The sequence below is a fragment of the Roseateles sp. P5_B10 genome, from assembly GCF_056400485.1.
Genome location: NZ_JBFULE010000007.1, coordinates 1 through 20924, shown reverse-complemented (window position 1 = coordinate 20924; position 20924 = coordinate 1). Strand labels below are relative to the sequence as shown.

The 20924-nt window shown below is 69.5% G+C and carries 18 protein-coding genes; 5 read left to right on the top strand and 13 right to left on the bottom strand.

What is annotated here, in order from left to right; all coding sequences use genetic code 11:
- Nucleotides 1-9: 9 nt before the first annotated feature.
- Both AC1DU6_RS01370 and AC1DU6_RS01365 read right to left on the bottom strand, forming a co-directional pair.
- Nucleotides 10-1035: an NAD-dependent epimerase/dehydratase family protein gene (locus AC1DU6_RS01370; RefSeq protein WP_457319805.1), complete on the bottom strand. Its 1026-nt coding sequence runs from the start codon at nt 1033-1035 to the stop codon at nt 10-12.
- Between the two features lie 5 nt (nt 1036-1040).
- Nucleotides 1041-2423: a ribonuclease E inhibitor RraB gene (locus AC1DU6_RS01365; protein ID WP_457319803.1), complete on the bottom strand. Its 1383-nt coding sequence runs from the start codon at nt 2421-2423 to the stop codon at nt 1041-1043.
- 154 nt (nt 2424-2577) lie between these two features.
- Between AC1DU6_RS01365 and AC1DU6_RS01360 the strand changes: the two genes are divergently transcribed.
- Complete coding sequence (locus tag AC1DU6_RS01360; protein ID WP_056191091.1) at nt 2578-3993, top strand: peptide MFS transporter; 1416 nt, start codon at nt 2578-2580, stop codon at nt 3991-3993.
- 6 nt (nt 3994-3999) lie between these two features.
- Here the strand turns inward: AC1DU6_RS01360 and AC1DU6_RS01355 are convergent, their stop codons facing one another.
- On the bottom strand, nt 4000-4578 hold the full coding sequence (locus tag AC1DU6_RS01355) for a hypothetical protein (RefSeq protein ID WP_477855913.1): 579 nt from the start codon (nt 4576-4578) through the stop codon (nt 4000-4002).
- A gap of 88 nt (nt 4579-4666) precedes the next feature.
- On the opposite strand from AC1DU6_RS01355, the gene AC1DU6_RS01350 reads away from it, so the two are divergent.
- The 3 genes from AC1DU6_RS01350 (at nt 4667) to AC1DU6_RS01340 (ending at nt 6651) form a co-directional block, all read left to right on the top strand.
- Complete coding sequence (locus tag AC1DU6_RS01350; protein WP_457319799.1) at nt 4667-5125, top strand: hypothetical protein; 459 nt, start codon at nt 4667-4669, stop codon at nt 5123-5125.
- Between the two features lie 32 nt (nt 5126-5157).
- Complete coding sequence (locus AC1DU6_RS01345) at nt 5158-5823, top strand: glutathione S-transferase family protein (protein ID WP_477855912.1); 666 nt, start codon at nt 5158-5160, stop codon at nt 5821-5823.
- Nucleotides 5824-5970: 147 nt separating this feature from the next.
- Nucleotides 5971-6651 carry a class I SAM-dependent methyltransferase gene (locus AC1DU6_RS01340; protein ID WP_477855911.1) on the top strand — a complete coding sequence of 227 codons (681 nt, stop codon included), beginning with the start codon at nt 5971-5973 and terminating at the stop codon, nt 6649-6651.
- A 10-nt stretch (nt 6652-6661) separates the two neighbouring features.
- Here the strand turns inward: AC1DU6_RS01340 and AC1DU6_RS01335 are convergent, their stop codons facing one another.
- The 4 genes from AC1DU6_RS01335 to AC1DU6_RS01320 form a co-directional block, all read right to left on the bottom strand.
- Nucleotides 6662-7639, bottom strand: coding sequence for a hypothetical protein (locus tag AC1DU6_RS01335; RefSeq protein WP_457319793.1), 978 nt, complete (start codon nt 7637-7639; stop codon nt 6662-6664).
- Complete coding sequence (locus AC1DU6_RS01330) at nt 7636-8160, bottom strand: (2Fe-2S)-binding protein (RefSeq protein WP_477855910.1); 525 nt, start codon at nt 8158-8160, stop codon at nt 7636-7638. The genes AC1DU6_RS01335 and AC1DU6_RS01330 overlap by 4 nt, the downstream gene beginning before the upstream one ends.
- A 595-nt stretch (nt 8161-8755) precedes the next feature.
- On the bottom strand, nt 8756-11578 hold the full coding sequence (locus AC1DU6_RS01325; protein WP_457319789.1) for a xanthine dehydrogenase family protein molybdopterin-binding subunit: 2823 nt from the start codon (nt 11576-11578) through the stop codon (nt 8756-8758).
- Between the two features lie 82 nt (nt 11579-11660).
- Complete coding sequence (locus AC1DU6_RS01320) at nt 11661-12962, bottom strand: M20/M25/M40 family metallo-hydrolase (RefSeq protein WP_457319787.1); 1302 nt, start codon at nt 12960-12962, stop codon at nt 11661-11663.
- 23 nt (nt 12963-12985) lie between these two features.
- On the opposite strand from AC1DU6_RS01320, the gene AC1DU6_RS01315 reads away from it, so the two are divergent.
- Nucleotides 12986-13810 carry an alpha/beta hydrolase gene (locus tag AC1DU6_RS01315; RefSeq protein WP_457319785.1) on the top strand — a complete coding sequence of 275 codons (825 nt, stop codon included), beginning with the start codon at nt 12986-12988 and terminating at the stop codon, nt 13808-13810.
- On the opposite strand, the gene AC1DU6_RS01310 is transcribed toward AC1DU6_RS01315, so the two are convergent.
- The 6 genes from AC1DU6_RS01310 to AC1DU6_RS01285 form a co-directional block, all read right to left on the bottom strand.
- On the bottom strand, nt 13797-16889 hold the full coding sequence (locus AC1DU6_RS01310; RefSeq protein WP_477855909.1) for a ligand-binding sensor domain-containing diguanylate cyclase: 3093 nt from the start codon (nt 16887-16889) through the stop codon (nt 13797-13799). The genes AC1DU6_RS01315 and AC1DU6_RS01310 overlap by 14 nt on opposite strands.
- 125 nt (nt 16890-17014) lie before the next feature.
- Nucleotides 17015-17848 (bottom strand): CPBP family intramembrane glutamic endopeptidase, encoded by an 834-nt coding sequence (locus AC1DU6_RS01305; RefSeq protein ID WP_457319781.1) that lies wholly within the window; start codon nt 17846-17848, stop codon nt 17015-17017.
- 128 nt (nt 17849-17976) lie between these two features.
- Nucleotides 17977-18723 (bottom strand): AAA family ATPase, encoded by a 747-nt coding sequence (locus AC1DU6_RS01300; protein WP_457319779.1) that lies wholly within the window; start codon nt 18721-18723, stop codon nt 17977-17979.
- Complete coding sequence (locus tag AC1DU6_RS01295) at nt 18720-19289, bottom strand: hypothetical protein (protein WP_457319777.1); 570 nt, start codon at nt 19287-19289, stop codon at nt 18720-18722. The genes AC1DU6_RS01300 and AC1DU6_RS01295 overlap by 4 nt, the downstream gene beginning before the upstream one ends.
- Nucleotides 19290-19475: 186 nt before the next feature.
- Nucleotides 19476-20153, bottom strand: a complete 678-nt coding sequence (locus AC1DU6_RS01290) for an ABC transporter ATP-binding protein (protein WP_477855908.1) — start codon at nt 20151-20153, stop codon at nt 19476-19478.
- A 2-nt stretch (nt 20154-20155) separates the two neighbouring features.
- Nucleotides 20156-20924: efflux RND transporter periplasmic adaptor subunit (locus tag AC1DU6_RS01285; protein ID WP_477855907.1), on the bottom strand; the 769-nt coding region annotated here is incomplete at its 5' end.

Sequence of the window (20924 nt, the reverse complement as noted above, 5' to 3'; positions counted from 1 at the left end):
AACGCCGCGTCACATGCACAGTGCGATCAGATCGCGAGCGGTCGCCACGATCGCCTCACGCGGCGGCCTGGGAACCCAACCCAGCGCCTCCCGCGCATGCGTCGCATCCTGATGCCGCGCCGTGCCCAGCTCACTCGCCGCCGCCCGCACCGCCGGGCTGACCTTGGCCAGCAGGCGCACCGCCCAGTCCGGCATCTGCAGTGTCGGCACGCGCTGGGCCTGCTCGCCAAGCTCGGCCCTCAGGATGGCCGCGATTTCGCGCAGCCAGAGAAAACCGCCGCAGGCGATGAAGCGCTCGTCGGCCATGCCCGGCGCGGTCAGCGCGCGCCAGTGCAGCTCGGCCACGTCACGCACGTCGACGATGCCGAAGCCGATGTTGGGCAGGGCCGGCACCTTGCCCTGCAGCAGGCTCTTGACGATGACGACGCTGGCCGAGTAGTCGGCACTCGCCACCGGGCCGAGCACGACTGACGGATTGACCGTGCAGAACTCCAGCCCGCCGCCCTCGCGCGCCACCCAGTCGCGCGCGGCGCGCTCGGCGATGGTCTTGGACTGGATGTAGGGCGGGATGCCGGGCGTCTCCAGCCGCGTCCAGTCGTCCTCGGTGAAATGGTGCTCGCCCGGGCCATGCCCATAGGAGATGGCCGCGACGGATGAGGTCATGACGACGCGCTGCACGCCGGCATCGCGCGCGGCCTTCAGCGCGCGCAGGGCGCCGTCGCGGGCGGGCACGATCAGCTCGTTGGCGTCGCGCGGCACGCCCACCGGCAGCGGCGACGCGAGGTGGGCCATGTGGCTGCAACCAGCGGCCGCCTCGGCCCAACCGGCGTCGGCCATCAGGTCGGCGGCAAAGCAGCGCAGCTGTTCGCTCGCGTCTCCGTCATCTGCGCCCAGCAACTGGCGCAGCGCCGGCTCGCGCCTGAGGTCGCGCACGGTGGTGTGCACCTGCCAACCGTTGGCCAACAGCTGGCGGATCAGCACGCCGGCGATGTAGCCGCTGCCGCCGGTGACGAGGACGCGAGGAGGGGTGTTCATACGCTTCACTCCACGAACACGCGCGCGTGCCCCTCGTGCGCCGCGGGCGAGCGCCAGTAGGGCGATTCAAAGGTGACGTGGATGGACGGGCACTCGTCCTTCGGCCGCAGGAACACGCTGCGAACCTGCCTGCCCTGGGCCTGCAGTGCGCGGCGCAGCTCATCCTCGCTGGGCAGCTGGAATCCTGGCTGGGTGTACAGCAGCAGCTCCGCTGCCGAAGGATGCCGGGCGAGCGATGCGAAGTCGACCTGGCCCATGTGCAGCAACACGCCGGCGTTCTGCAGCTCCGGCCAGTGACTCAAGGTCTCGTAGCTGGCCAGCGTCCCGCCGCGGCTGCAGACGAAGACCCAGCGCAGCCGGTTCACCCCCGCGATGGGCTCGAAGCTCTGCACCTTGGAGGTCTTGTAGATCTCCAGCATTTCGATGCCCGGGGTCTGAGCCAGCTCGCTGATGTCCGTGAGGCTCAGGCAATGCGCCAGGCGCAGTTCACGCAGCGCCGAGAACCGCGCCAGGCCTTCCAGCGAGGTCAGCGGCGCGCCGGCAAGGATGAGCGATTCCAGGCCGCTCCAGCCGTCGAGTGCATTCAAGGACTTGAGCTTGCGGGGCCGCCTCAGCTCCACGCGGCGCAGGCTGGGGTTGTTCAGCCCTCGGGGATCGAGCTTCTCCGCATCCAGGCAGCGAAAGCCGCGCAGCCTGGGCAGCTTGCGGTAGTCGCCATGGGCTTGCGGCGCCTTGTGCAGGTAGATCTGCTCCAGTGCCGGCAGCAGATCTATGCTCTCCAGGCTCAGCTCTTCCGACGGGCTCCTGAGACCGCGGATCTTGTGGGCGTAGGGTTGCAGCGCCCCCAGCGAACCCACGCCGGCACCAGGGCTGACCCAGTAGACGTCGTTCTCCGCCAGTGCGGCCTCCGAGGCGGCGCTCCAGCGGTAGATGTCCAGATCCAGCTTGCCATCAGGGCGCCCTTGCAGCCAGTGGTCATCGCTCTTTTCGAGAAAGTCCGGCGTCTCGCCGAACCATCCCTCGAACTCGCAGTCATGCTGTGGGCCGAGCTGGCACATCTCCTTCGTCCATGCGAGCAGGGCGTCTTCCGTCATCAGCAGCGGCGGGGTGTGGCCGGTGACCACCCACGACGCCACCTCCAGCGAAGCGGCGGTCCAGTCCACGAAAGCGCCCGTCTTGCGCGCCTGCGGCTCATAGCCGCGCGCCTTCAGCACCGCCGCCAGCGCGTCGGCCTTGGCCTGCGTGTTGGTGTGGAAGAAGAACTTCAACGGCTTTTCGTCGGTCGGCTGGACTCGCCAGGCCCGCAGCGAGGCCAGTTGCTGGGGCGTTTTCCAAGCCGCCCGAGCCACGCTGCGCTCGAAACGCTCCTCGGTGACAAAGCTTTCCATGCCGACGCCTCTCCCTGGATGAATGCGCCCCATCGTAAGCAACGAAAACGACGGGCCGCCCCCATGACGCCCGTCATGCCCGGGCCATTCCCATTGCCAGACGGTCACCCGGCATGGACAGTCTCGGCTTTCCGCAAGTTTCCGGGACACCCCCTTGACCTCCGCCACCCTGACCGCGGCCGCCGACGCCACAAGCGACGCACGCGCCCGCCATGACCGATCCTTCCTGGGCCACCCCGCCGGCCTGGGCTGGCTGTCCTTCTGCGAGCTGTGGGAGCGTTTCAGCTACTACGGCATGCAGGCGCTGCTGGTGCTCTATCTGAGCAACTACCTCTTCCTGCCGGCCCACATCGGCCATGTGGCCGGCATGGATGCGCTGCGCTCGGCAATAGAGAACGTCACCGGTCCGCGCTCGCCGCAGCAGCTGGCGTCTGCCGTGTTCGGCCTCTATGTGGGCCTGGTCTACCTGCTGCCCATCTTCGGCGGGCTGATCGCCGACCGGCTGCTGGGCCGCACCAAGACCGTCGTCATCGGCGCGCTGCTGATGGCCACCGGCCACTTCCTGATGGCCATCGAGGCCGCGCTGCTGCCGGCCCTGGGCTGCCTGCTGCTGGGCGTGGGCTGCTTCAAGGGCAATATCGCGGCCCAGGTGGGCGACCTCTATGCGCCGGGCGACAAGCGCCGCGCCAGCGCCTTCCAGATCTTCATGCTGGCGATTCAGATCGCCGTCATCGCCGCCCCCATCGTCTGTGGCACCCTCGGCGAGAAGGTGGGCTGGCACTGGGGGTTCGGCTCGGCCGGCGTGGGCATGTTGATCGGTCTGTTCGTCTATCTGGCGGGCCGCCGCTGGCTGCCGCCCGAACCGCAGCGCAGCGCAGCCAAGGCTGAGGTGCGTCCGCCATTGGGCCGCCGTGGCGTCGTGCAGGTCGCCCTGCTCGTCGGCATCCTGCCGCTGCTGATGCTGTCCATCGTCGGCAACCAGCAGTTCAACAACGCCTACCCGCTGTGGTCGCAGCAGCACATGGACATGATGGTCGGCAGTTTCCAGGTGCCGGTGACCTGGCTGCAGGCCGTGGACGCCACGGTGAGCTTCATCACGATGCTGGGTTCGATCGCCTTCTGGCGCTGGTGGGCCACGCGGCGACGCGAACCCGACGAGGTCACCAAGATGGCGCTGGGCTCCTTCGTCGCGGCTGGCGCGCCGCTGCTGCTGCTGATCCCGGCTTTCGCCATCGAAGCCGGCGGCGGCAAGATCAGCATCCTGTGGACCTTCGCCTACACCCTGGTCAACGACATCGGCTTCGCCAACATCATGCCAGTGGGCCTGGCCTTGTATTCACGCGCCGCGCCGCGCGGCCTGCAGGGGGTCATGATCGGCATCTACTACCTGCACCTGTTCTTCGGCAACACCTTCGTCGGCTGGCTGGCCGGGCTGCTTGAGACCATGCCGGGCTCACAGTTCTGGGGCCTGCATGCGGTACTGGTGGCCGCGGCCGGGGTGGGGCTGCTCATCGTCAAGCTGGTGTTTGGCCGCTTGCTGGCGCCGGACGAGGCGCCAGCCCAGGCCTGACCGGGCTCATGCCCGCGCGTGCTGGGCCGTGCCAACGCCCAGCGAGCGTGTCAGGGCCGCCATCAACGCCTTGTACTTGTCGCGCACCTCACGCTTGTCCACGGCGTTCTCGGGCTCCGAGAAGCAGGCATTCCAGGCCTCGCTCCAGGCATAGCCGCTGTCGGTGCGGCGGTCGCCATCGGGACTGCGCACCAGCGCGCGCAGCTTGGCATCGTGGCCCGCGCTCGTGTAGGTCTCGAACAGGACGTGGATGTAGTCCTGGTAGGCCTCGTAGACCTCGGCTTCGAACACATGCCGGTAGATGTTGAGCGTCTTGTCCAGGTCGCGCTTGGCATGGATGGCATCAGCCGGCGAGATGGTCTTCCAGKAGCCCACCCAGGTGAAGAAGCAAAGCAGCTGGTTCAGCTTGGGCGCGATGTCGTCGTAGATGGCCAGGCGCTTCTCGATGAGCTTCTGGTTGGTCCAGTTGCTGAGGTCCAGGCGCTTGAGCTGGCGACTGAACAGCCAGCCCAGCAGGGCCACCGACAGCGGCGTCAACACGCCGACGATGAGCTTGGCGATTTCCAGTGTCGGCCATTGAGCCATGCGACCCTCCTTCGGCACGGCGTGCCGCGCCGCAGCGTAGCCGGCCGCGGCCTTGCGGTGCAATCCCGTCTGCCTAAACTGGGTCGCCATGAACGACGCCCTTGACCATCTGGCCCGCGAACTCGCCTTGGACGCCCCGGCGCAGGAGGGGCTGCGGCTTCGCTTCGGCCTCGCGTGCGTGCAGCGGGTGCGGCATCTGCTGGAAGACGCCGCCGTCGTCGACTGCCTCGACGTGCTGGCCCGCTTTGCGAGCAGGGGGGCTACACGGGCAGAGGTGGATGCGGCGGCTGCCGAAGCGGCGCGGCTGGCCAACCACCACCCGGGCTCGCGCTCGCTCGACGGCGTGGGCCATGCGGCCGTGTCGGCCTCCTATGCGGTCGCCAATGCCCTCGCGGGGCGGGCGCTGCGCGCAGCCGAATACGCGGCCTATGCCACGGTCTATGGCGAGGGCGGCTATGGCGCCGTGCAGCAGCGCGAGTCCTTCCAGCCCGAGTTCGACTGGCAGCTGGACGCCTTGCGCCGCCTTGCCGCTGAAGTGCCGGTGTAGCGTCGGTTGGGTGCCTGCCTACACTGCGGCACATGATCACCGTCCACCACCTCAACAACTCCCGTTCGCAGCGCGTGCTGTGGCTGCTCGAAGAACTGGGCCTGCCCTACGAGATCAAGCACTACCAGCGCGATGCCAAGACCGGCCTGGCGCCGCCCGAGCTGCGCCAGGTGCACCCGCTGGGCAAAAGCCCCGTCATCACCGACGGCGGGCTGACGGTGGCGGAGAGCGGCGCCATCCTGGAGTACCTGGTGGACCGCTACGGCCAGGGCCGGCTCAAGCCCACGGGCGAGCAGGACCTGCTGCACTACCGCTACTTCATGCATTTCGCCGAGGGCTCGGCGATGCCGCCTCTGGTCATGAAGCTGGTGTTCAACAAGGTCAAGCGCGCGCCCATGCCCTTCTTTGTGAAACCCATCGCCAAGGGCATTGYCGACAAGGTGCTGAACAGCTTCGTGCAGCCCAATATCGACGCGCAGCTGAAGTTCCTGGAGGGCGAGCTGGCGTCCCGGCCCTGGTTTGCCGGCGCCGAGTTCAGCGCGGCCGACATGCAGATGAGCTTTCCTGTCGAAGCCGCGGCAGCACGGGGCACGATGGACAGCTACCCCAAGCTGAAGGACTTCCTGGCCCGCATCCACGCGCGGCCGGCCTACAAGAAGGCCCTGGAACGCGGCGGGCCTTACAGCCTGATGAGCTGACCCTACACTGGCTCAACGGCCGCGCGCTCCGCGCGGCCGCTACCGTCTTGCCCCGCCGGCCTGTCGCCCGGCCGCTGTGAACGAACAGCGGCGCTGACCTCCCCGTGTCGCATTGCGCTCTGACACGCAGGTCACCTGGGGGCTCTCATGCCCGGCTATGAAATCAAAGTCCAGGCGCTCGCCATCGATGGCGCGGCGGATCTGCAGATCCGCTCGCTGCTGGACAACGACCAGTTCGCCGACCCGGCGGGTGCGGCCGAGGCCCTGGGCATCTCGCCCGCGCAATGGCCGTTGTTCGGCCAGGTCTGGCCCTCCGGGCTGCATCTGGCCGCCGCGATGGCGATCCGGCCCCTGCTAGAGGGCGAACGCATCCTGGAGATCGGCTGCGGTCTGGCCCTGGCCAGCCTGGTGTGCCACCGCCGCGGCGCCGAGGTCACGGCCAGCGACATCCACCCGCTGGCCGGCGCCTTCCTGCTCGAGAACCTGCGCCTGAACGAGCTCACGCCCATGCGCTACTGCCATGGCGACTGGAGCGAGGACGCGGTCGCCGCCGAGGGAGGCGCACCGCGTGTGCAAGGACGCTTCGATCTCATCATCGGCAGCGACGTGCTCTACGAACGCGACGACGGCGGCGCGCTGGCGGCCTTCATCGAGAAGCACGCGCTGCCGCAGTGCGAGCTGTTGATCGTGGACCCCAACCGCGGCAACCGCGCGGCGTTTGGCAAGCGGATGGCGGGGCTGGGGTTTGAGTTCAGTGAGGTGCTGTTAGGGGCGGAAGCGGGGAGGCCGGACTACCGCGGGCGGTTGATGCGGTTTGTGCGCGGCTGACGCGGCTGCCTCAACGCTTGGGCAGCGCTCCCTTCGGCCCGTACTCCACCACCCTACAGCCCGCCCCCTGCGGGTTGTCGCAGCAGGCCGCCAGCTTCTTCAGGCTCTCGCTGAACTGCTCGTCCCACTGCGCCTTGCTGTGCAGGTTGCCCGGGCTCATCCAGTGTGATTGCGGGAACTTCTTGGACCACTCGTCGCCACCCTCCTGAGGTGCATTGCCGGTGGACTGCTTCATCGCCACCTGGCAGGAGTTCATGTTGCCCATGCGATGGCAGGCCGTGCAGGTGTTGCCCCGCGTCGTGATGCCGAAGGCATTCAACTTCGCCCAGGCGCGCTTGAAGTCCTCGCCGATGGCCTTGGGTTGGTAAAAGCCAAAGGGATCGCCGGGCAACATGGTCGTCTGGGCGATGTAGGGGCTGTACATGAAGGGGCCGCTGTCGTGGCAGCCGATGCAGGCGGGCTGCTTGAAGGCCACCTCGTAGGGTGACAGCCAGACCTTGTCGGCCGGCACCGCAGGCCGCTTCAGGGTGCTGGGCGACGGCACGGCGCGGCCATCAATGCCCGCGCCCTCAGTCAGTGGCGCCTTGGCCTTGGCGGTGAACCAGCAGGTCTTGCCGTCCTTGAGGCTGTGCGAGATGACGTTGATCTCGTCGAACAGCGGGCTGCCGACGGGCCGCGCGACTTGCTTGCGGCAGACGGCACTGATCTGCGCGGTCTTGTCGTCGCGCAGCACCAGGGCGCGGCTGCCGGGCACGCACTGGCCCTGGCTGCCGACATCGTGCTGGGGCAGCAGCGACGGCCTGTCGCAGCGCGGTGGCGCGGGTTGCGATGGCACGGGCTTGCCGTCGACGGTGATGGGGATCTCCTCGCCCGCCATGCAGTTGAAAGCAGGGATCTCGCTGATCTGCTCGGCGCATTGGCGGCCGTATTCGTACAAGGTCTCGGCCTGGGCGGCACCGGCCAGCAGCAGTAGCAACAGGGCTCTCATGCGACCACCAGCCCTTTCTCCGCCAGCACGACGGTGCGTATGGCCTGGTGGTAGCGGGCGTAGCCGGTGCAGCGGCAAATGTGCTGGCCGACGGCGTCTTCAATCGCCGCGTCCAGTTGCTCGCGGCGGATGGGCTGCGCGCGCAGCCGCCCGAGCAGCATCTCGGTCGCCATGACAAAGCCCGGCGTGCAGTAGCCGCACTGGAAGGCGAAGTGGTCGAGGAAGGCTTGCTGCACAGCGCTGGGTTTTTCCATGCTGYCGGTGCCCTCCACCGTCGTGATGCTCTGGCCTTGCAGCAGGGCCACCGGCGTCGAGCAGGCCAGCATGGGCTGGGCCTGGCTCGATGGCGCACGCCGCGCGGCTACGGTGCAGGCCTTGCAGACGCCGATGCCACAGCACAGGCGCGTGCCGGACAAGCCGAGCTCTTCGCGCAGGAAGTCGACAAGGGGCAGGTCGGTGGGCACCTCGGTCTTGATGGGGCGGCCGTTGACGTGGAATTGGACGGGGACGAGGTCGGTCATTGGGAGGCCTCTCGTTGGTGTTGGTTGATGGCGAGGCCCAGCCGGGAGTTCGCCCCGGCGGGCGACCTACTTTCTTGTGTCGACAAGAAAGTAGGCAAAGAAACGACCCCCGATCCGCCCGCCCTTCGCTGCGCTTCGGGTCCCCTGCGGTACTCAGSCCTTGAGGCCCCGCGCAAAACTCCCTTCGCTACGCTGCGGTCAAACAGTTGCGCGGAGTCAGTTCTTGARGCGYGCTGCGCRCGCGGCCTCAAGGYCYTSCGTTCCTCGGCRGGCTCAGAGGGGGMAAKAGAAATRCCTCGTTGCGAACGGCYTYCGGGYTTGGCTGTYGGCTGTTCRGGAGCCTCCCCTTCTAAACCGCCGAGAAGCACAGGAGCCCGGGGCGCGAGCGCAGCTCGCATCAACTTCTGACTTCGCGCCCCTTTGTTTGAACGGAGCGTAGCGAAGTGAGTTGGGCGCGGCCCCGGGCTTCGAGCATCGCAGGGGACCCCGACAGGGGCGGTTTCGCAGGGGAGAGCTTTTTGCCTACTTTTTGGCGGCGCAAAAAGTAGGTCGCCCGCGGGGGCGAAATCCCCGCTGGGCCTTGCCACAAAGCCGCTCATGACAAAGCCCTCTCAATGTCAGCGCCAGTAATCGGCAACGACCGAAACCGCTTCCCTGTCGCATGGGCGATCGCATTCCCGATCGCCGGCGCAATGGGGCAGAGCACCGCCTCCGCAATGCCCTTGGCCGTCGTCTCGGTGGTTGGCAGCGGCGTGATGCTCATGCGCGCGAGCGGCACGTCGGCGCTCAATGCCACGTGATAGCGGTCCAGGTTCCAGCGCCCGTCGCCCGCGCCGCCCGCCTCCAGCGGCAGGTCTTCCAGCAACGCATAGCCAATGCCCATCGCGATGCCGCCCTGGGCCTGGCCCAAGAGCAGGTCGGGTTGCAGCACCTTGCCGGCATCCACCAGCAGCTGCACGTCGACGACACGCGGCGCAAAACTCTTGGGCCCGATCTCGACGGCCACCAGCACGCCCGACGGCGCATACAGGCTGCGACCGTAAAGCGCGGCCTCGGGCTTGGGCGGGATGACGTTCTGGCGCAGCACCGGCGTCCAGCTCGCCTGGCCCGCGGCGCGCAGCGACAAGCCGTCGATGGGCAGCTGCAGCGGCGGCCCGGCCGGCACGGCGTAGGTGCCGACCACCCAGGACCCTTCGTAGAGCCCATGCACCATGGCAGCCGAGGTCAGGCCCATTTGGTGGACTTTGGTGGCCAGCGCACGCAGCGCCAAGGGCGCCAGGCCCGGCGCGGTGAGATGACCCTTGTCCCACTTCGTCTTGCCCTGCAGCTGCGCCAGCGGCACGCCCCAGAGCGCCGCCGCCGCCGGCAGCAGACCGGCCTGGAAGAGCACCTGGCTGGCCTGCTCGGTCACATGCACCTGGTGGAAGGCCGTCAGGCAGGCGCTGCTGGACATCGCAAATCCCGCCGTCCAATTGGGCTTGCTCCAGTCGCCGCCCGGATAGGTGCTGACGTCCAGCGCATTGAAGCTGCCGACATCGCCCATGACGATGTCGTGGGCGTTGTGGCCCAGCCAGGCGGCCGTACTGATCGCCAGCGTTGTCGCCGAGCCATTGCCCATGTCGACRCAGTTGGTGCGCACGGTCAGGCGCCCGATGCCGTCCATGGCCACCTCGGCCATGACGCCATCCTTGCCCGTGCCATAGGCCTGGTTGGCCAGCGCAAAGCCGACGCCGTAGCGGATGCCCTCGCGCGCCTTGCGGGCCTTCACCGCTTCGCGGTCGCGCCACAGCGCATGCTCGCGCGAGCGGCGGCAGATCTCGCGCAGCGTCGTCGCCTGGGTCAACGGCGCGCCGGTGATGGTGCGGTCGCCTTCACGCAGCGCGTTGAGCTCGCGCAGCGCGATCGGGTCGCGCTTGAGCGCCACGGCCACCTCGTCGACCAGCGTCTCCACCGCGAAGCTGGCCTGCGGCCCGCCGAAGCCGCGCATGGAGCCGGCGACGACGCCCGTGCTGGGCTGGGCGATGGCATCGACATAGGCTTGGCGGATGTCGTAGCCGCTGAGGCCGCAATACGCCGCCAGCATGGCGACGAACTGGCTGTAGTTGTTTTGCCCACCAGAGGGCAGCACCTGCTGGCTGCCGAAGGCGAGGAACTTGCCGGTCTTCGCGTCCACCGCGATGCGCTGGGTGATGTGGCTGGCCAGCTGCTTGAGGCCGCCCTGGAACTGCTCGTAGCGGTCCTGGGCGATGCGCACCGGGCCGTCGGCCAGGGCCGCCGTGACGGCCAGCAGCGGCGGGAAGGTCGACACGTCGCGCCCGCCGAAGCCGCCGCCGGGATAGCAGGAGTTCAGCACCACGGTCGCGACCTTGACGGGGCAGTCCTTGCTGAACAGCGCCAGGCTGTCGCCCGAGTCGCCGTTGGTGGCCTGGGTGCCGAGCACGAGGTTGAGCGTGCCGGTGCCGGAGCGGTCCAGCCAGGCCAGGCCCGCTTCGGGCTCCATGAACATCGGGTCCAGCACCTGGGTGCTGTAGCTGCCGCCGAGCTGCAGCACGGCGGGGCTGGGCGCCTGCAGCGCGGCGTTGATGCGGCCGCGCAGCCGGCGGGCGGTGCTGTTGTAGGGCTGGGTCTTGGAGTCGGGCTGGTAGGGGTCGGACGCATAGCCCACCTGCACCTGCGAGAACGGCTCGATGCCCGCCGCCTCATAACGCGTCAGGTAGTTGACCGGGCTGTAGGCCATGACCCAGGGCTGGGTGGGAGGCGCGGCCAAGCCGCCGGTCTGCACGACACCGGGCTGGAACTGCAGCGCGCGCTTGGCGCGGCGGTAGGTGTTGCCGTCGGCAAAGATCAGGATGGCCACGGGTTGGCCGTAGAACTGCGGCGCCGTACCGATCGGCACCAGCAGCTGGTAGACGCCATCGGCACCCGCGCTGGAGAAGGGCAGTTGAAGGTTCAGGGAGGCCAGGTCGCGCTGCGGCCCGGTGTAGCCGGGCAGAGGCGTCTGCGTGATGGTCAGGAGCGGCCGCGCATCGGCGGCGTCGAGGCGGGACAGGTCCAGGCCCGCGAAGGCGAGGCCGGGATCGGTCGCGCGCAGGATCATCGCCATGCGCTCGGTCTGCGGCCAGCCGGGCATGTCGACGGCGCGGAAGTCGCGGGCGTAGATCTTCTGACCCGTCACCTTGGCCAGGCCGTCGATGCGAAAGCGCGCCTTGCCTGGGCCGCCGGACCAGTCGGGCGCACCCGGTGGCGCATGCGGTTGGACGGGCGTGCCTTCCGGCTGCGGCAGGGCGCCGGGGTTCTTCAGGGCTGGTGGCTTGAAGGCCAGGGCCAGCTCATGCACCAGCAGCGTCACTGCGGCTGCGCCGCTGCCAATGACGCGGCGCCGCGTCAGTTGGAATGGCCCGTTTGTGTTCTGCGACACGCTTGTCTCCCTTCCATGCGATGGGGGGAGTTTGGCGCCGCCAGCCGCCCTGTCTGGCGGGGGTTTTGCCTGAGTCGATGCCCTATCGAGTCAGTCGATAGATCAGCAAGGCCGCACGGATGGCACCACGCTCGATGGACGCGATCTCCAGCCACTCGTCCGGCGTGTGAGCGCCGCCACCCGCGGCACCGAGGCCATCCAGGCTGTCGACCAGCGGCGCGACGAATTGGACGTCGCCCGCGCCGCGCAGGCCGGGCGGGAAGGGCACGATGGCATTCAGGCCGGCGTCAGCGCTGGCTTGGGAATAGGCCTCCAGCACCTTCAGATTGCCCGGCGTGGGCGCCATCGGCGGGTAGCTTTCGTGGAAGCTGATCTTCGAGCGCGTGCCGGGCAGGGCCTGGTCGACGATGGCCTGCATGCGCTCACGCGCCTTCGCACCCTGCTCGGCGGTCAGGTAGCGCAGGTCGCCGCGCACCTGGGCGTCGCGCGGGATGACATTGGTCTTGCCGAAGGCCTGGCCCTGGCTTTCACTGTCATCCCATTTGGCGCTGGTGCCGGCCACGATCGTCGCGGCATTGAAGGTCAGGTCGGGCTCGATGAGCTGCTCGCGGAAGGCGTTCAGCACACGCGCCGCCTCATAGACGGCGCCGTAGCCATCCTTGCCGAACACGCCTGCCGAATGGCCGGTGCGTGCCGTGACGTTGAGATGCCAGCCGCCCGAGGCACGCCGGCCGATGGTGGCGGCGTCGCGGCCCTGCTCGTCCTTGGTCGCGCCCTCGAAGGCCAGCGCAACGTCGCTCTGTTTGGCCGCATCGATCAAGGCGGCCCGCGCCACCTCGGCGGGGCTGCCGACACGCTCCTCGTCGCCGGTGAAGACGGCCCGCACGGTGCGGCCATCCAGCGCGCCGGCGTCGTTCAGCGCCCGCAGCGCGAGCAGGATGATGACGTCGCCGCCCTTCATGTCGGACACGCCCTGGCCGCGCACCTTGCTGCCGTCGCTCTGCCAGGGCGGCACCGGGCTGTCCTTCTCGAAGACGGTGTCCAGGTGGCCGATCAGCAGCACGCGCTTGCCCTTGCCGCCACTGCGCTCGGCCACCAGATGGCCGGCGCGCTTCATCTCGGCTGGCATGTCGACCCAGTGCGCCTTGAAGCCGATGGCCTCGAAGGCCTTGGCGTAGACGGCGCCCACTTCGCGCACGCCGGTCGGGTTCAGCGTGCCGCTGTTGATGAGGACGCTGCGCTCCAGCAGCTTCAGCGCGTCGGGTGTGTGGCGCTTCACGTTGGCGACGATCTGCTGCTCCTGGGCGTCGAGCCCGGCGGCCACCGCCGAGGACGTGACGAGCAGCAGGGCGAGGGCGGTTCGGATAGCGTGCGGGGTCTTCATGCCTTGAGTGTCCAACACCCACCATGCAACGCCGCCTGCTGCTGACCCTGCCCCTAATGAGCTGTCTGCCGGCATGGGCCGCCCCTTCGACGGCCTTGCCCAGCGTGCAGGTGCTGCCCGAGCCGCTGGCCATGCCGGGGCTCGCCCGCAGCCGCACGCTGCGGCTGTGCCTGCCGACCAGCTACGACAGCCAGCCCGAGCGTCGCTACCCGGTCATCTACATGCACGACGGTCAGAACCTGTTCGACGCGGCCACCGGCTTCGCCGGCGAATGGGGCGTGGACGAAACGATGGAGATCCTCGCCAAGGAGACCGGCTTCGAGGCCCTCGTCGTCGGTATCGACAACGGCGCCGAAAAGCGCAACAGCGAGATGGCGCCCTACGACCACAAGGAACTCGGCAAGGCCGAGGGCCCGGCCTATCTCGACTTCATCGTCAACACGGTCAAGCCCTTCATCGACAACGGCTGGCGCACGCTTCCCCGAAGCGAGCACACGGCCCTGATTGGTAGCTCGCTGGGCGGCCTCGTCAGCCATGCGGCCCTGCTGAGCCATGGCGAGGTGTTCGGCCGCTACGGCCTGTTCAGCCCGTCCTATTGGGCGGCGCCCCAGCTCTTCGAAGCGACCGCTGCGGCCCGGCTGCCAGCCGACACGCGCATCCACCTCTACTGTGGCGGCCGGGAAGGCGGCAGCATGGCGGGGCAGACGCGCCAGATGCACAAGCAGCTGGCGCGCCAAATGCCGCCCGAGCAGTTGAGCCTGCACATCGCCGCCGAGGCGGGCCACAACGAGGCGGCCTGGCGCGCCGAGCTGCCGGCGGCGCTGAAAACCCTGTTCAGGCTGGGCTGACGGCGTCGTCGACCGCGGCGCTGCGTGCGACCTGCAGCCGCTTCTCACCGCGCCAGGCGGCCAGGCCGTCGGGCGCCTCGCGCGGCGACAGGCCATTGGCGCGGATGGCGCCCATATAGCCGTCGCGACCCTGGGCCTTGGTGGCGTACAGCGCCGAATCGGCCAGGGCCAGGCAGGCGCGCCAGTCCCACAGCCGCGGGTGGCGCGGGTCCAGTGGGAAGGCGCAAAAGCCGACGGACACCGTCACGTGCACGGTCTCACCCAGGCCGATCTCGAAGGGCTGGTCGCGCACCGCGGCGCAGACGCGCGCGGCCAGCTCGGCGGCATCGCGCCGCTCGGTCTCGCGGGCCAGCACCAGGATCTCCTCGCCGCCCCAGCGCACCAGGGAGTCGGTCTCGCGAAAAACCTGGCGCAGCCGCTCGGCCACTTGCACGAGCACCGCGTCGCCGGCCGCGTGGCCATGCACGTCGTTGACGCGCTTGAAATGATCCAGGTCCAGCAGCATCAGCAGCAGGTCGGCATCCGGGCCGGGACCTTCGCCCGCTCCTTCAATTCCGGGGGTCTCGAAGCGGCGCAGGCACAGGCGCAGGTCGTCGTCCAGGCGCAGCTCGAGGTAGCGGCGGTTGCGCAGGCCCGTCAGTGCATCGGTCAGGCTCAGCTCGCGCAGCTCGGCCGTGCGCTCGTCCACCAGGGCCTTGAGTTCGACCTCACGGCGGCGCAGCAGCCGCGTGCGCCAGCGCATCCAGGCCCAGATGGCGAGCAGGGCCAGCAGCCCGCCGCCGATGCGGGCCGACGTGGTCTCCCACCAGGCCGGCTCCAGCGTGATGGGCAGCTGCAGCTGCTCGGTGCCCCACAGGCTGTGGTGGGCCGTGGCACGCACCTGCAGCGTGTAGTGGCCGGGCCGCAGCGGCCCGAAGCTGGGGTTGCGGCCGCTGGCGTCGACGCGCGTCCAGTCGCTGTCCAGGCCTTCCAGACGGTATTCGTAGCGCAGCCGAGACGGGTCGGCATAGTCCAGCGCCGCGAACTCGATGGACAGGCTGCGCTTGCCGGGCGGCAGTTTCAGGCCGTCCAGAAGATTGCGGGGCTGCTCCCAGGGCTGGCCGTTGACACGCAGGCCGCTGACGACCAGCGGCGGGCTGGTGCGCTGCGCGCGGTAGGCGTCAGGCAGCACGCGCAGCAGGCCTCGACTGCCGCCGAACAGCAGGCCGCCGCCGGGCAGCTCGGTGCTGGCAAAGAACCAGAAGCTGCCAAAGTTGGCGCCCTCGGCGCTGCCGAAGCTGTCCAGGCGGTCGGCCGCCGGGTCGTAGACATAGAGCTGGCTCCAGATACGGCCCTGCGCGTCCTCGTGCAGATTGCCGCCGAATACGCCCTCCACGCCATGGCGCTCGCTGATGCGCTCGAAGCGCGCGCGGCCCTCGCCGTCCCAGCCCTTGAGGCGATGCAGGCCGCTGACCGGCGTGTCCACCCACAGCCGCCCGTCGCGCCCCCACAGCAGGCTCATGACGATGGGGCTGGCCAGGGACTCGGCGGGTGCCTGTGGCACCACCTCCAGGCCGCCCTGGCCAGCGGTTCTCTCGCGGAACAGGCCCTGCTGGCCGCCCACCCAGAGGCGCCCGTCCGGCGCGGCGCTCAACACATAGACGCCACCGTGCAGCGGCCCGCTCAGCGGATGCACCCGCTCCAGCGCTGCGGCGCCATCGCCGGCGAGGCGGTACAGGCCCTCCTGCATGCCCAGCCAGATGCTGCCGTCGGCGCGCAGCAGCAGCTGTTGGGCACGGCCGCCGTCCAGCGCCCAGTCGCGCAACAGGCGGCCATCGGCGGCGCGGTGCTCCAGGCGGCCGGCCGCGGCCATCCACAGGCTGCCGTCGCCCGCCTCGGCCATGAGCTCGACGACGCTGCGCCGCTCGCGCGGCCATTCGCCCAGCGTCGCCAGGTCGCGGCCCGGGCGGCCGTCCAGGCGGGCGACGTGGCCGGTCTGCGTCGGTGCCAGCACCTCGCCGTTCTTCAGCGCCAGCACCGCGCGCACATCGGCCTCGGCCAGCGGGCTGTTCAGGTCGGCATCGGGGCCGCGCACGGCCAGGGCCGGGTGGGAGAGATGGCGCTGCACGCCCAGGCCATAGCCGCTGACCCACATCGCGCCACTGCGGTCGCGCAGCAGGCCGCTGATGTCGTTGCCGGCCAGGCCCATCGCGCGGCGCGGGTCTTGGCGCAGCCTGGCCTCGATGGCGCCGCTGGCCGGGTTGACCCAGAACAGCCCGACCTTGCCGCCCACCCAGAGCCGCCCGTCCGGGCCTTCCGCCAGCGCATTGATGGGCATGCCCAGGGCCTGCACCCAGCGCACCTGACCCTGCTCGACGACACCGAGGTGGCCGTCCTGCGTGCCCAGCCAGATGCGCCCGCCACGGTCCTCGGCCAGGGCCGGCACGGGCATGCCCTGTTCCAGGCCGGGCAGGGCCAGGTCCTCCCAGGCGCCGCGCGCGAAGCGGCTCAGGCCGCGCCAGTGGCCGGCCCAGACGACCCCGTCGGCGCCCACCTGCAGGGCCAGCACCCGCTTCTCGGCCTGGCCGCGCCAGTGCAGCTCGTGGGCCTCGAATCGCGTGGCCGCCGGGTCGTAACGGTACAGGCCCTGGCCCAGGGTGCCGACCCAGATGGCGCCGTCCGGCGCCGCCGCCAGCGCGCGGATGGGCGGCTGCGGGCCCGCGCCGCCCTGGGCGCTGCCATGGCTTTCGACGCGGTCCTGTTCGGGGTCGTAGGCCACCAGGCCCTGGAACTCCGTGCCTATCCACATGCGCCCGTCGGCCGCTGGCGCCAGTGCCCGCACCCAGCCCAGGCTGCGCTTGGCCGTCGTGTCACCGGCCTGCTCGATGGGCCGCAGCCGGTAGCCGTCGTAGCGCGTCAGCCCCTTGCTCGTGGCGATCCACATGAACCCGGCCCGGTCCTGCGAGATCGCCGGCACCGAGTTCTGCGGCACTGTCACGCTGCGGAACTGCACCTCCAGCGGGCCCACGCCGGCGTCGGCGCGGGCCAGACCCGCCCCGAGCAGCATCAGGCCAAGCAGGCCTTGAATTAGGGGGTGCATGGGCCGGCATCCTAAAGGCGGCGATTGACGGCGCCGGCCTGCTGGGGTTAGGGCGGACGGGGGAGATGTGCGGTGCTGTCGGCGATCGGCGACTTGACATGCCACAGTCGCGCGTAATGCCGCGGCTATGTCCACGCCAGCACGGCAGGCGGCCGGCGGTTCAGCGACCGCAGCAGCGCAACGCAGGCCAGCAGCGTGACGCCCACATAGACGGCCTGTGCCACCTCCCACTGGCCCAGGCTCCAGGCCTGCGGACCGCGCACGTCCAGTACCGCGGCGGCGCCGTCGGGCGACATCACCAGGTCGCGCGCCCAGTTCCAGCCTGCATGCACGCCGATGGCGGCCGGCACGCTGCGCCAGCGGATGAAAACCAGACCGAACAGCAAGGAACCGGCCGTCGTGCTGACCAGCGCAACCTGCCAGCTCCAGCCGGACAGCACATGAAAGACAGCCGCGACGAGCGCCACGATGATTTGCGCCGGCCAATGGCCGAGGCTGCGCAGCAGGCCGTCCAGGGCGTAGCCGCGCCAGGCCAGTTCCTCGCAGGCATTGGTCAGGAGGTGAAAGAGCAGGGCGCCACCGATAGAAGCCGGCAGCAGCGCCGCCTTCATCCGCCATTCAACGGGCAGCCACAGCGCCATGACAAGTGTCGCCGCGGCGAAAAGCAGCAGGCCCGCCACCAGTCCCAGGCCCAGGTGGCTGAAGGCACGGGCCGACACTGTGAGGCCAAGGTCGGCCAGCGACCGGCCCTCGCGGCGCATCAGGGCACGCGCAAGCGCGGCCAGCAACAGCGCGGTCGCCAGGCCGTACAACATCGGCCTGTGCGGACCGACCGGAAACGGCAGGCCCTGGTAGACGACGACCACGAGCGGGAAGGCGCACAGCAGAAAAGCCATGCTGCGCAGTGCCAGCCAACGGCGGGCTTGGGTTGTCAGCGCGGTGTCGGCAACGTGCGGCATCGGCCGCACTCTAATATCAACCCACCGCACTCACCGCATCCACCACCACCCTGCCATCCAGCAGCCGCAGCGTGCGCGAAGCCTGCGTTGGCGGGGCAGATGTGCAGTGCTGTCGACGATCGCCGGGCTTAACGCGCCAGCAGTTCGCCCAGCACGCGCTGCGGGTCGGCCATGAAGTCGCGCGTGACGCGGTAGTGCTCGGTGTCTTCGTAGGCCACGCGGCGCACGCCGTCCGGCGTGCACTGGTAGATCCAGGCGTCGGGATAGGCCATCAGCAGCGGCGAATGCGTGGCGATGATGAACTGGGAATTCGCCTTCACCAGTTCGTGAACGCGCGCCAGCGCGGCGAGCTGGCGTTGCGGCGACAGCGCCGCTTCGGGTTCGTCAAGCAGGTACAGGCCCCGGGCGCCAAAGCGCTCGTTGAGCAGCGCGAGAAAGGATTCGCCGTGTGACTGCTCGTGCAGCGACTTGCCGCCATAGCCGCTGATGATCGGTGAACCGCCCGGCCCCGCGTCCAGGTTCTCGATCTCGGTCGCGACGTTGAAGAAGCTCTCGGCGCGCAGGAAGAAGCCATCGCGCGGCGGCTTGTAGCCCTTGGCCACCCGCAAGTACCCGTGCAGCTCGGAATGCGACAGCCGCGTGCCGAAGCGGAAGTTCTTGCTGCCGCCCTCGGCGTTGAAGCCCAGCGACACGGCCAGCGCCTCCAGCAGCGTCGACTTGCCCGAGCCGTTCTCGCCGACGAGGAAGGTGACCTTGGGATGCATCTCCAGCCGCTCCAGCGTACGCACGGCGGGCAGGTTGAAGGGATAGCGGTCGAAGGAGTCCACCTTGTCGCGCTGCAGGGCGAGGTGGAGGATGAACTGGGTGGAGATCACGGCCTGTCCTGCGACAACCGGATGCGCAGCTGCGCCGCCGTCATGCCATCCGGTGCGACGAAGGTCCGGCTGCCCATGCGCACGACGCTGAAGCCACCGACAACGGTCGACTCTGGCAAGGACGGCGCCGGTTCCAGGTAGCTCAGCCGACCGGCATAGGTGGGCAACGACGAGTTGGGGAAGCGGATGTCGAAGCTGACCTCACCCGGGCGCTCGATGACAGCGGTGATGGTGGCGCCGACGAAGCGCGACGAAGCGCTGCCGGGCACGCTGGTCTTCGCCACCGTCGCCGCATGGCGTCCTGCCGAGCCGCAGGGRCTGTCTTTGAAGGCGTCGGCCAGAGCCGACAGAACGGGCGCCGACTCCAGCGCCAGCCAGGGTGATTCCCGTGCGGCGTTGTCGACTTCCGCGGCAGCCACGCCTTTGACGAGGATGGCCCCGCCCTCGGCCGTGCGCACGTAGAGCACCTCGACAGGCGGTTTGTCCTTGTCGCTGCGACTGAGGACGTGCAACTCGCCGCTGCCGAAGTGCGCGACGCGGAATTCGCCGTCGGGTGCGATGGTCATGGCCTGTGCAGTGGGCATATGCCATCGGCTCTCACAGGCCGCCGCTGCCGGGCGGGCGAGGATCAGGGCTGCCAGGAAAAGGGTGGCACTTCGCAGGCGCATGGTGTCAGGCTAGGTTGACGAGCTTTGACTATGCCGCCTCGTGCAAGTACAGCGTCAGTGGCGGCCGTAACCCGCCGGAGCGACTTAGGCCGACACCGCATCCACCACCACCCGCCCATCCAGCAGCCGCAGCGTGCGCGACGCCTGCGCCGCGTGCTCCAGCGAGTGGGTCACCATGACCAGCGTCGTGCCCTCGGCGTTGAGTTCGCGCAGCAGCCGCATGACCTCCGCGCCATGGGCGCTGTCGAGGTTGCCGGTGGGCTCGTCCGCCAGCAGCAACGCGGGCCTGGCGGCAATGGCACGGGCGATCGCCACACGCTGCTGCTGGCCGCCGCTCAATTGGCTGGGCCGGTGGCCGGCGCGATGGGCGATACCCAGGCGCTCCATAACCTCTGCGATGCGCTCGCGACGAGCGCGCGCGGGCAGTTCGCCGTATTCCAGCGCCAACGCGATGTTCTCGGCCACGCTCAGGTCGTCGATCAGGTTGAAGCTCTGGAACACGAAGCCGATGCGGCCGCGGCGCAGCGTGTTGAGCTGCTTCTCGGTCCAGCCGGCGACGTTCTGGCCGTCGAACCAGTATTCGCCGCCGCTCGGCGCGTCCAGCAGGCCGAGGATGCCCAGCAGCGTGGACTTGCCGCAGCCCGAAGGGCCGGTGATGGCGAGGTATTCACCGGCCTCGATGTCGAGGTCGATGCGGTMCAACGCGGTGGTCTCGATGTCGCCGGTGTGGAAGGTCTTGGTAAGGTGCTTGAGCTTGAACATGGTCAGTGGATGTCGAGAGCGGAAGCGCCCGCCAGGGCGCGGTAGGGGGAGACGATGACCTGCTCGCCGGCTTGCAGGCCGCCCAGCACTTCGATGACGCCATCGGCGCGCCGGCCCAGTTGCAGCGGGCGGCGCTGGGCGTGGCGGCCGTCCGCGTCGAGCACAAAGGCCCAGGCGCCGCCGGTGTCGGCATAGAAGCCGCCGTCGGGCAGCAGCAGCGCGTCCTGCGCCTGGCCCAGCGTCAGGCGCACGTCCAGACCCTGGCCGACCTGCAGCGCGGGCGGCTCGGCGTCGAAGGCCAGCTCGACGGTGAAGCGTCCATCCTTGACCTGCGGGTCGATGCGCGCGACGTGCAGCGCATGGCTGCGGCCTTCGTGCACCAGCGTGCCGGCCAGGCCTTCGCGCACGCGACCGAGGTGGAACTCATCCAGCCGCAGGTCGAGCTTGAAACGGCCCAGGCTGTCCAGGCGCGCGATGCGGGTGCCGGCGCGCACGCTCTCGCCGACCTGCAGCGTCAGGCCCGTCACGCGGCCGGCGACCGGCGCGCGCATGGCCAGGCCCTCGCTGGCGGCGCGCATGGCGGTGAGGCGCTGGTCCAGGTCGGTGACGGCGCGCTGCATGGCCTGCACCGACTGCTCGCGGGTGCGCAGCTCCTCGCGGCCGTCGGCCTGCAGTTGCGTGAGCAGGCGCTGGGCCATGGCCAGTTTGTCGGCCGAGTCCTCGAGCGCCGACGGCGACAGGAAGCCCTGCGCGGCCAGGCCGACGTTGCGC

What these genes read in the sequence shown, in the direction of transcription:
- AC1DU6_RS01370 (WP_457319805.1), bottom strand. Translation starts at nt 1,035, where the DNA reads ATGAACACCCCTCCTCGCGTCCTCGTCACCGGCGGCAGCGGCTACATC.
- AC1DU6_RS01365 (WP_457319803.1), bottom strand. Translation starts at nt 2,423, where the DNA reads ATGGAAAGCTTTGTCACCGAGGAGCGTTTCGAGCGCAGCGTGGCTCGG.
- AC1DU6_RS01350 (WP_457319799.1), top strand. Translation starts at nt 4,667, where the DNA reads ATGAACGACGCCCTTGACCATCTGGCCCGCGAACTCGCCTTGGACGCC.
- AC1DU6_RS01340 (WP_477855911.1), top strand. Translation starts at nt 5,971, where the DNA reads ATGCCCGGCTATGAAATCAAAGTCCAGGCGCTCGCCATCGATGGCGCG.
- AC1DU6_RS01335 (WP_457319793.1), bottom strand. Translation starts at nt 7,639, where the DNA reads ATGAGAGCCCTGTTGCTACTGCTGCTGGCCGGTGCCGCCCAGGCCGAG.
- AC1DU6_RS01320 (WP_457319787.1), bottom strand. Translation starts at nt 12,962, where the DNA reads ATGAAGACCCCGCACGCTATCCGAACCGCCCTCGCCCTGCTGCTCGTC.
- AC1DU6_RS01315 (WP_457319785.1), top strand. Translation starts at nt 12,986, where the DNA reads ATGCAACGCCGCCTGCTGCTGACCCTGCCCCTAATGAGCTGTCTGCCG.
- AC1DU6_RS01310 (WP_477855909.1), bottom strand. Translation starts at nt 16,889, where the DNA reads ATGCACCCCCTAATTCAAGGCCTGCTTGGCCTGATGCTGCTCGGGGCG.
- AC1DU6_RS01305 (WP_457319781.1), bottom strand. Translation starts at nt 17,848, where the DNA reads ATGCCGCACGTTGCCGACACCGCGCTGACAACCCAAGCCCGCCGTTGG.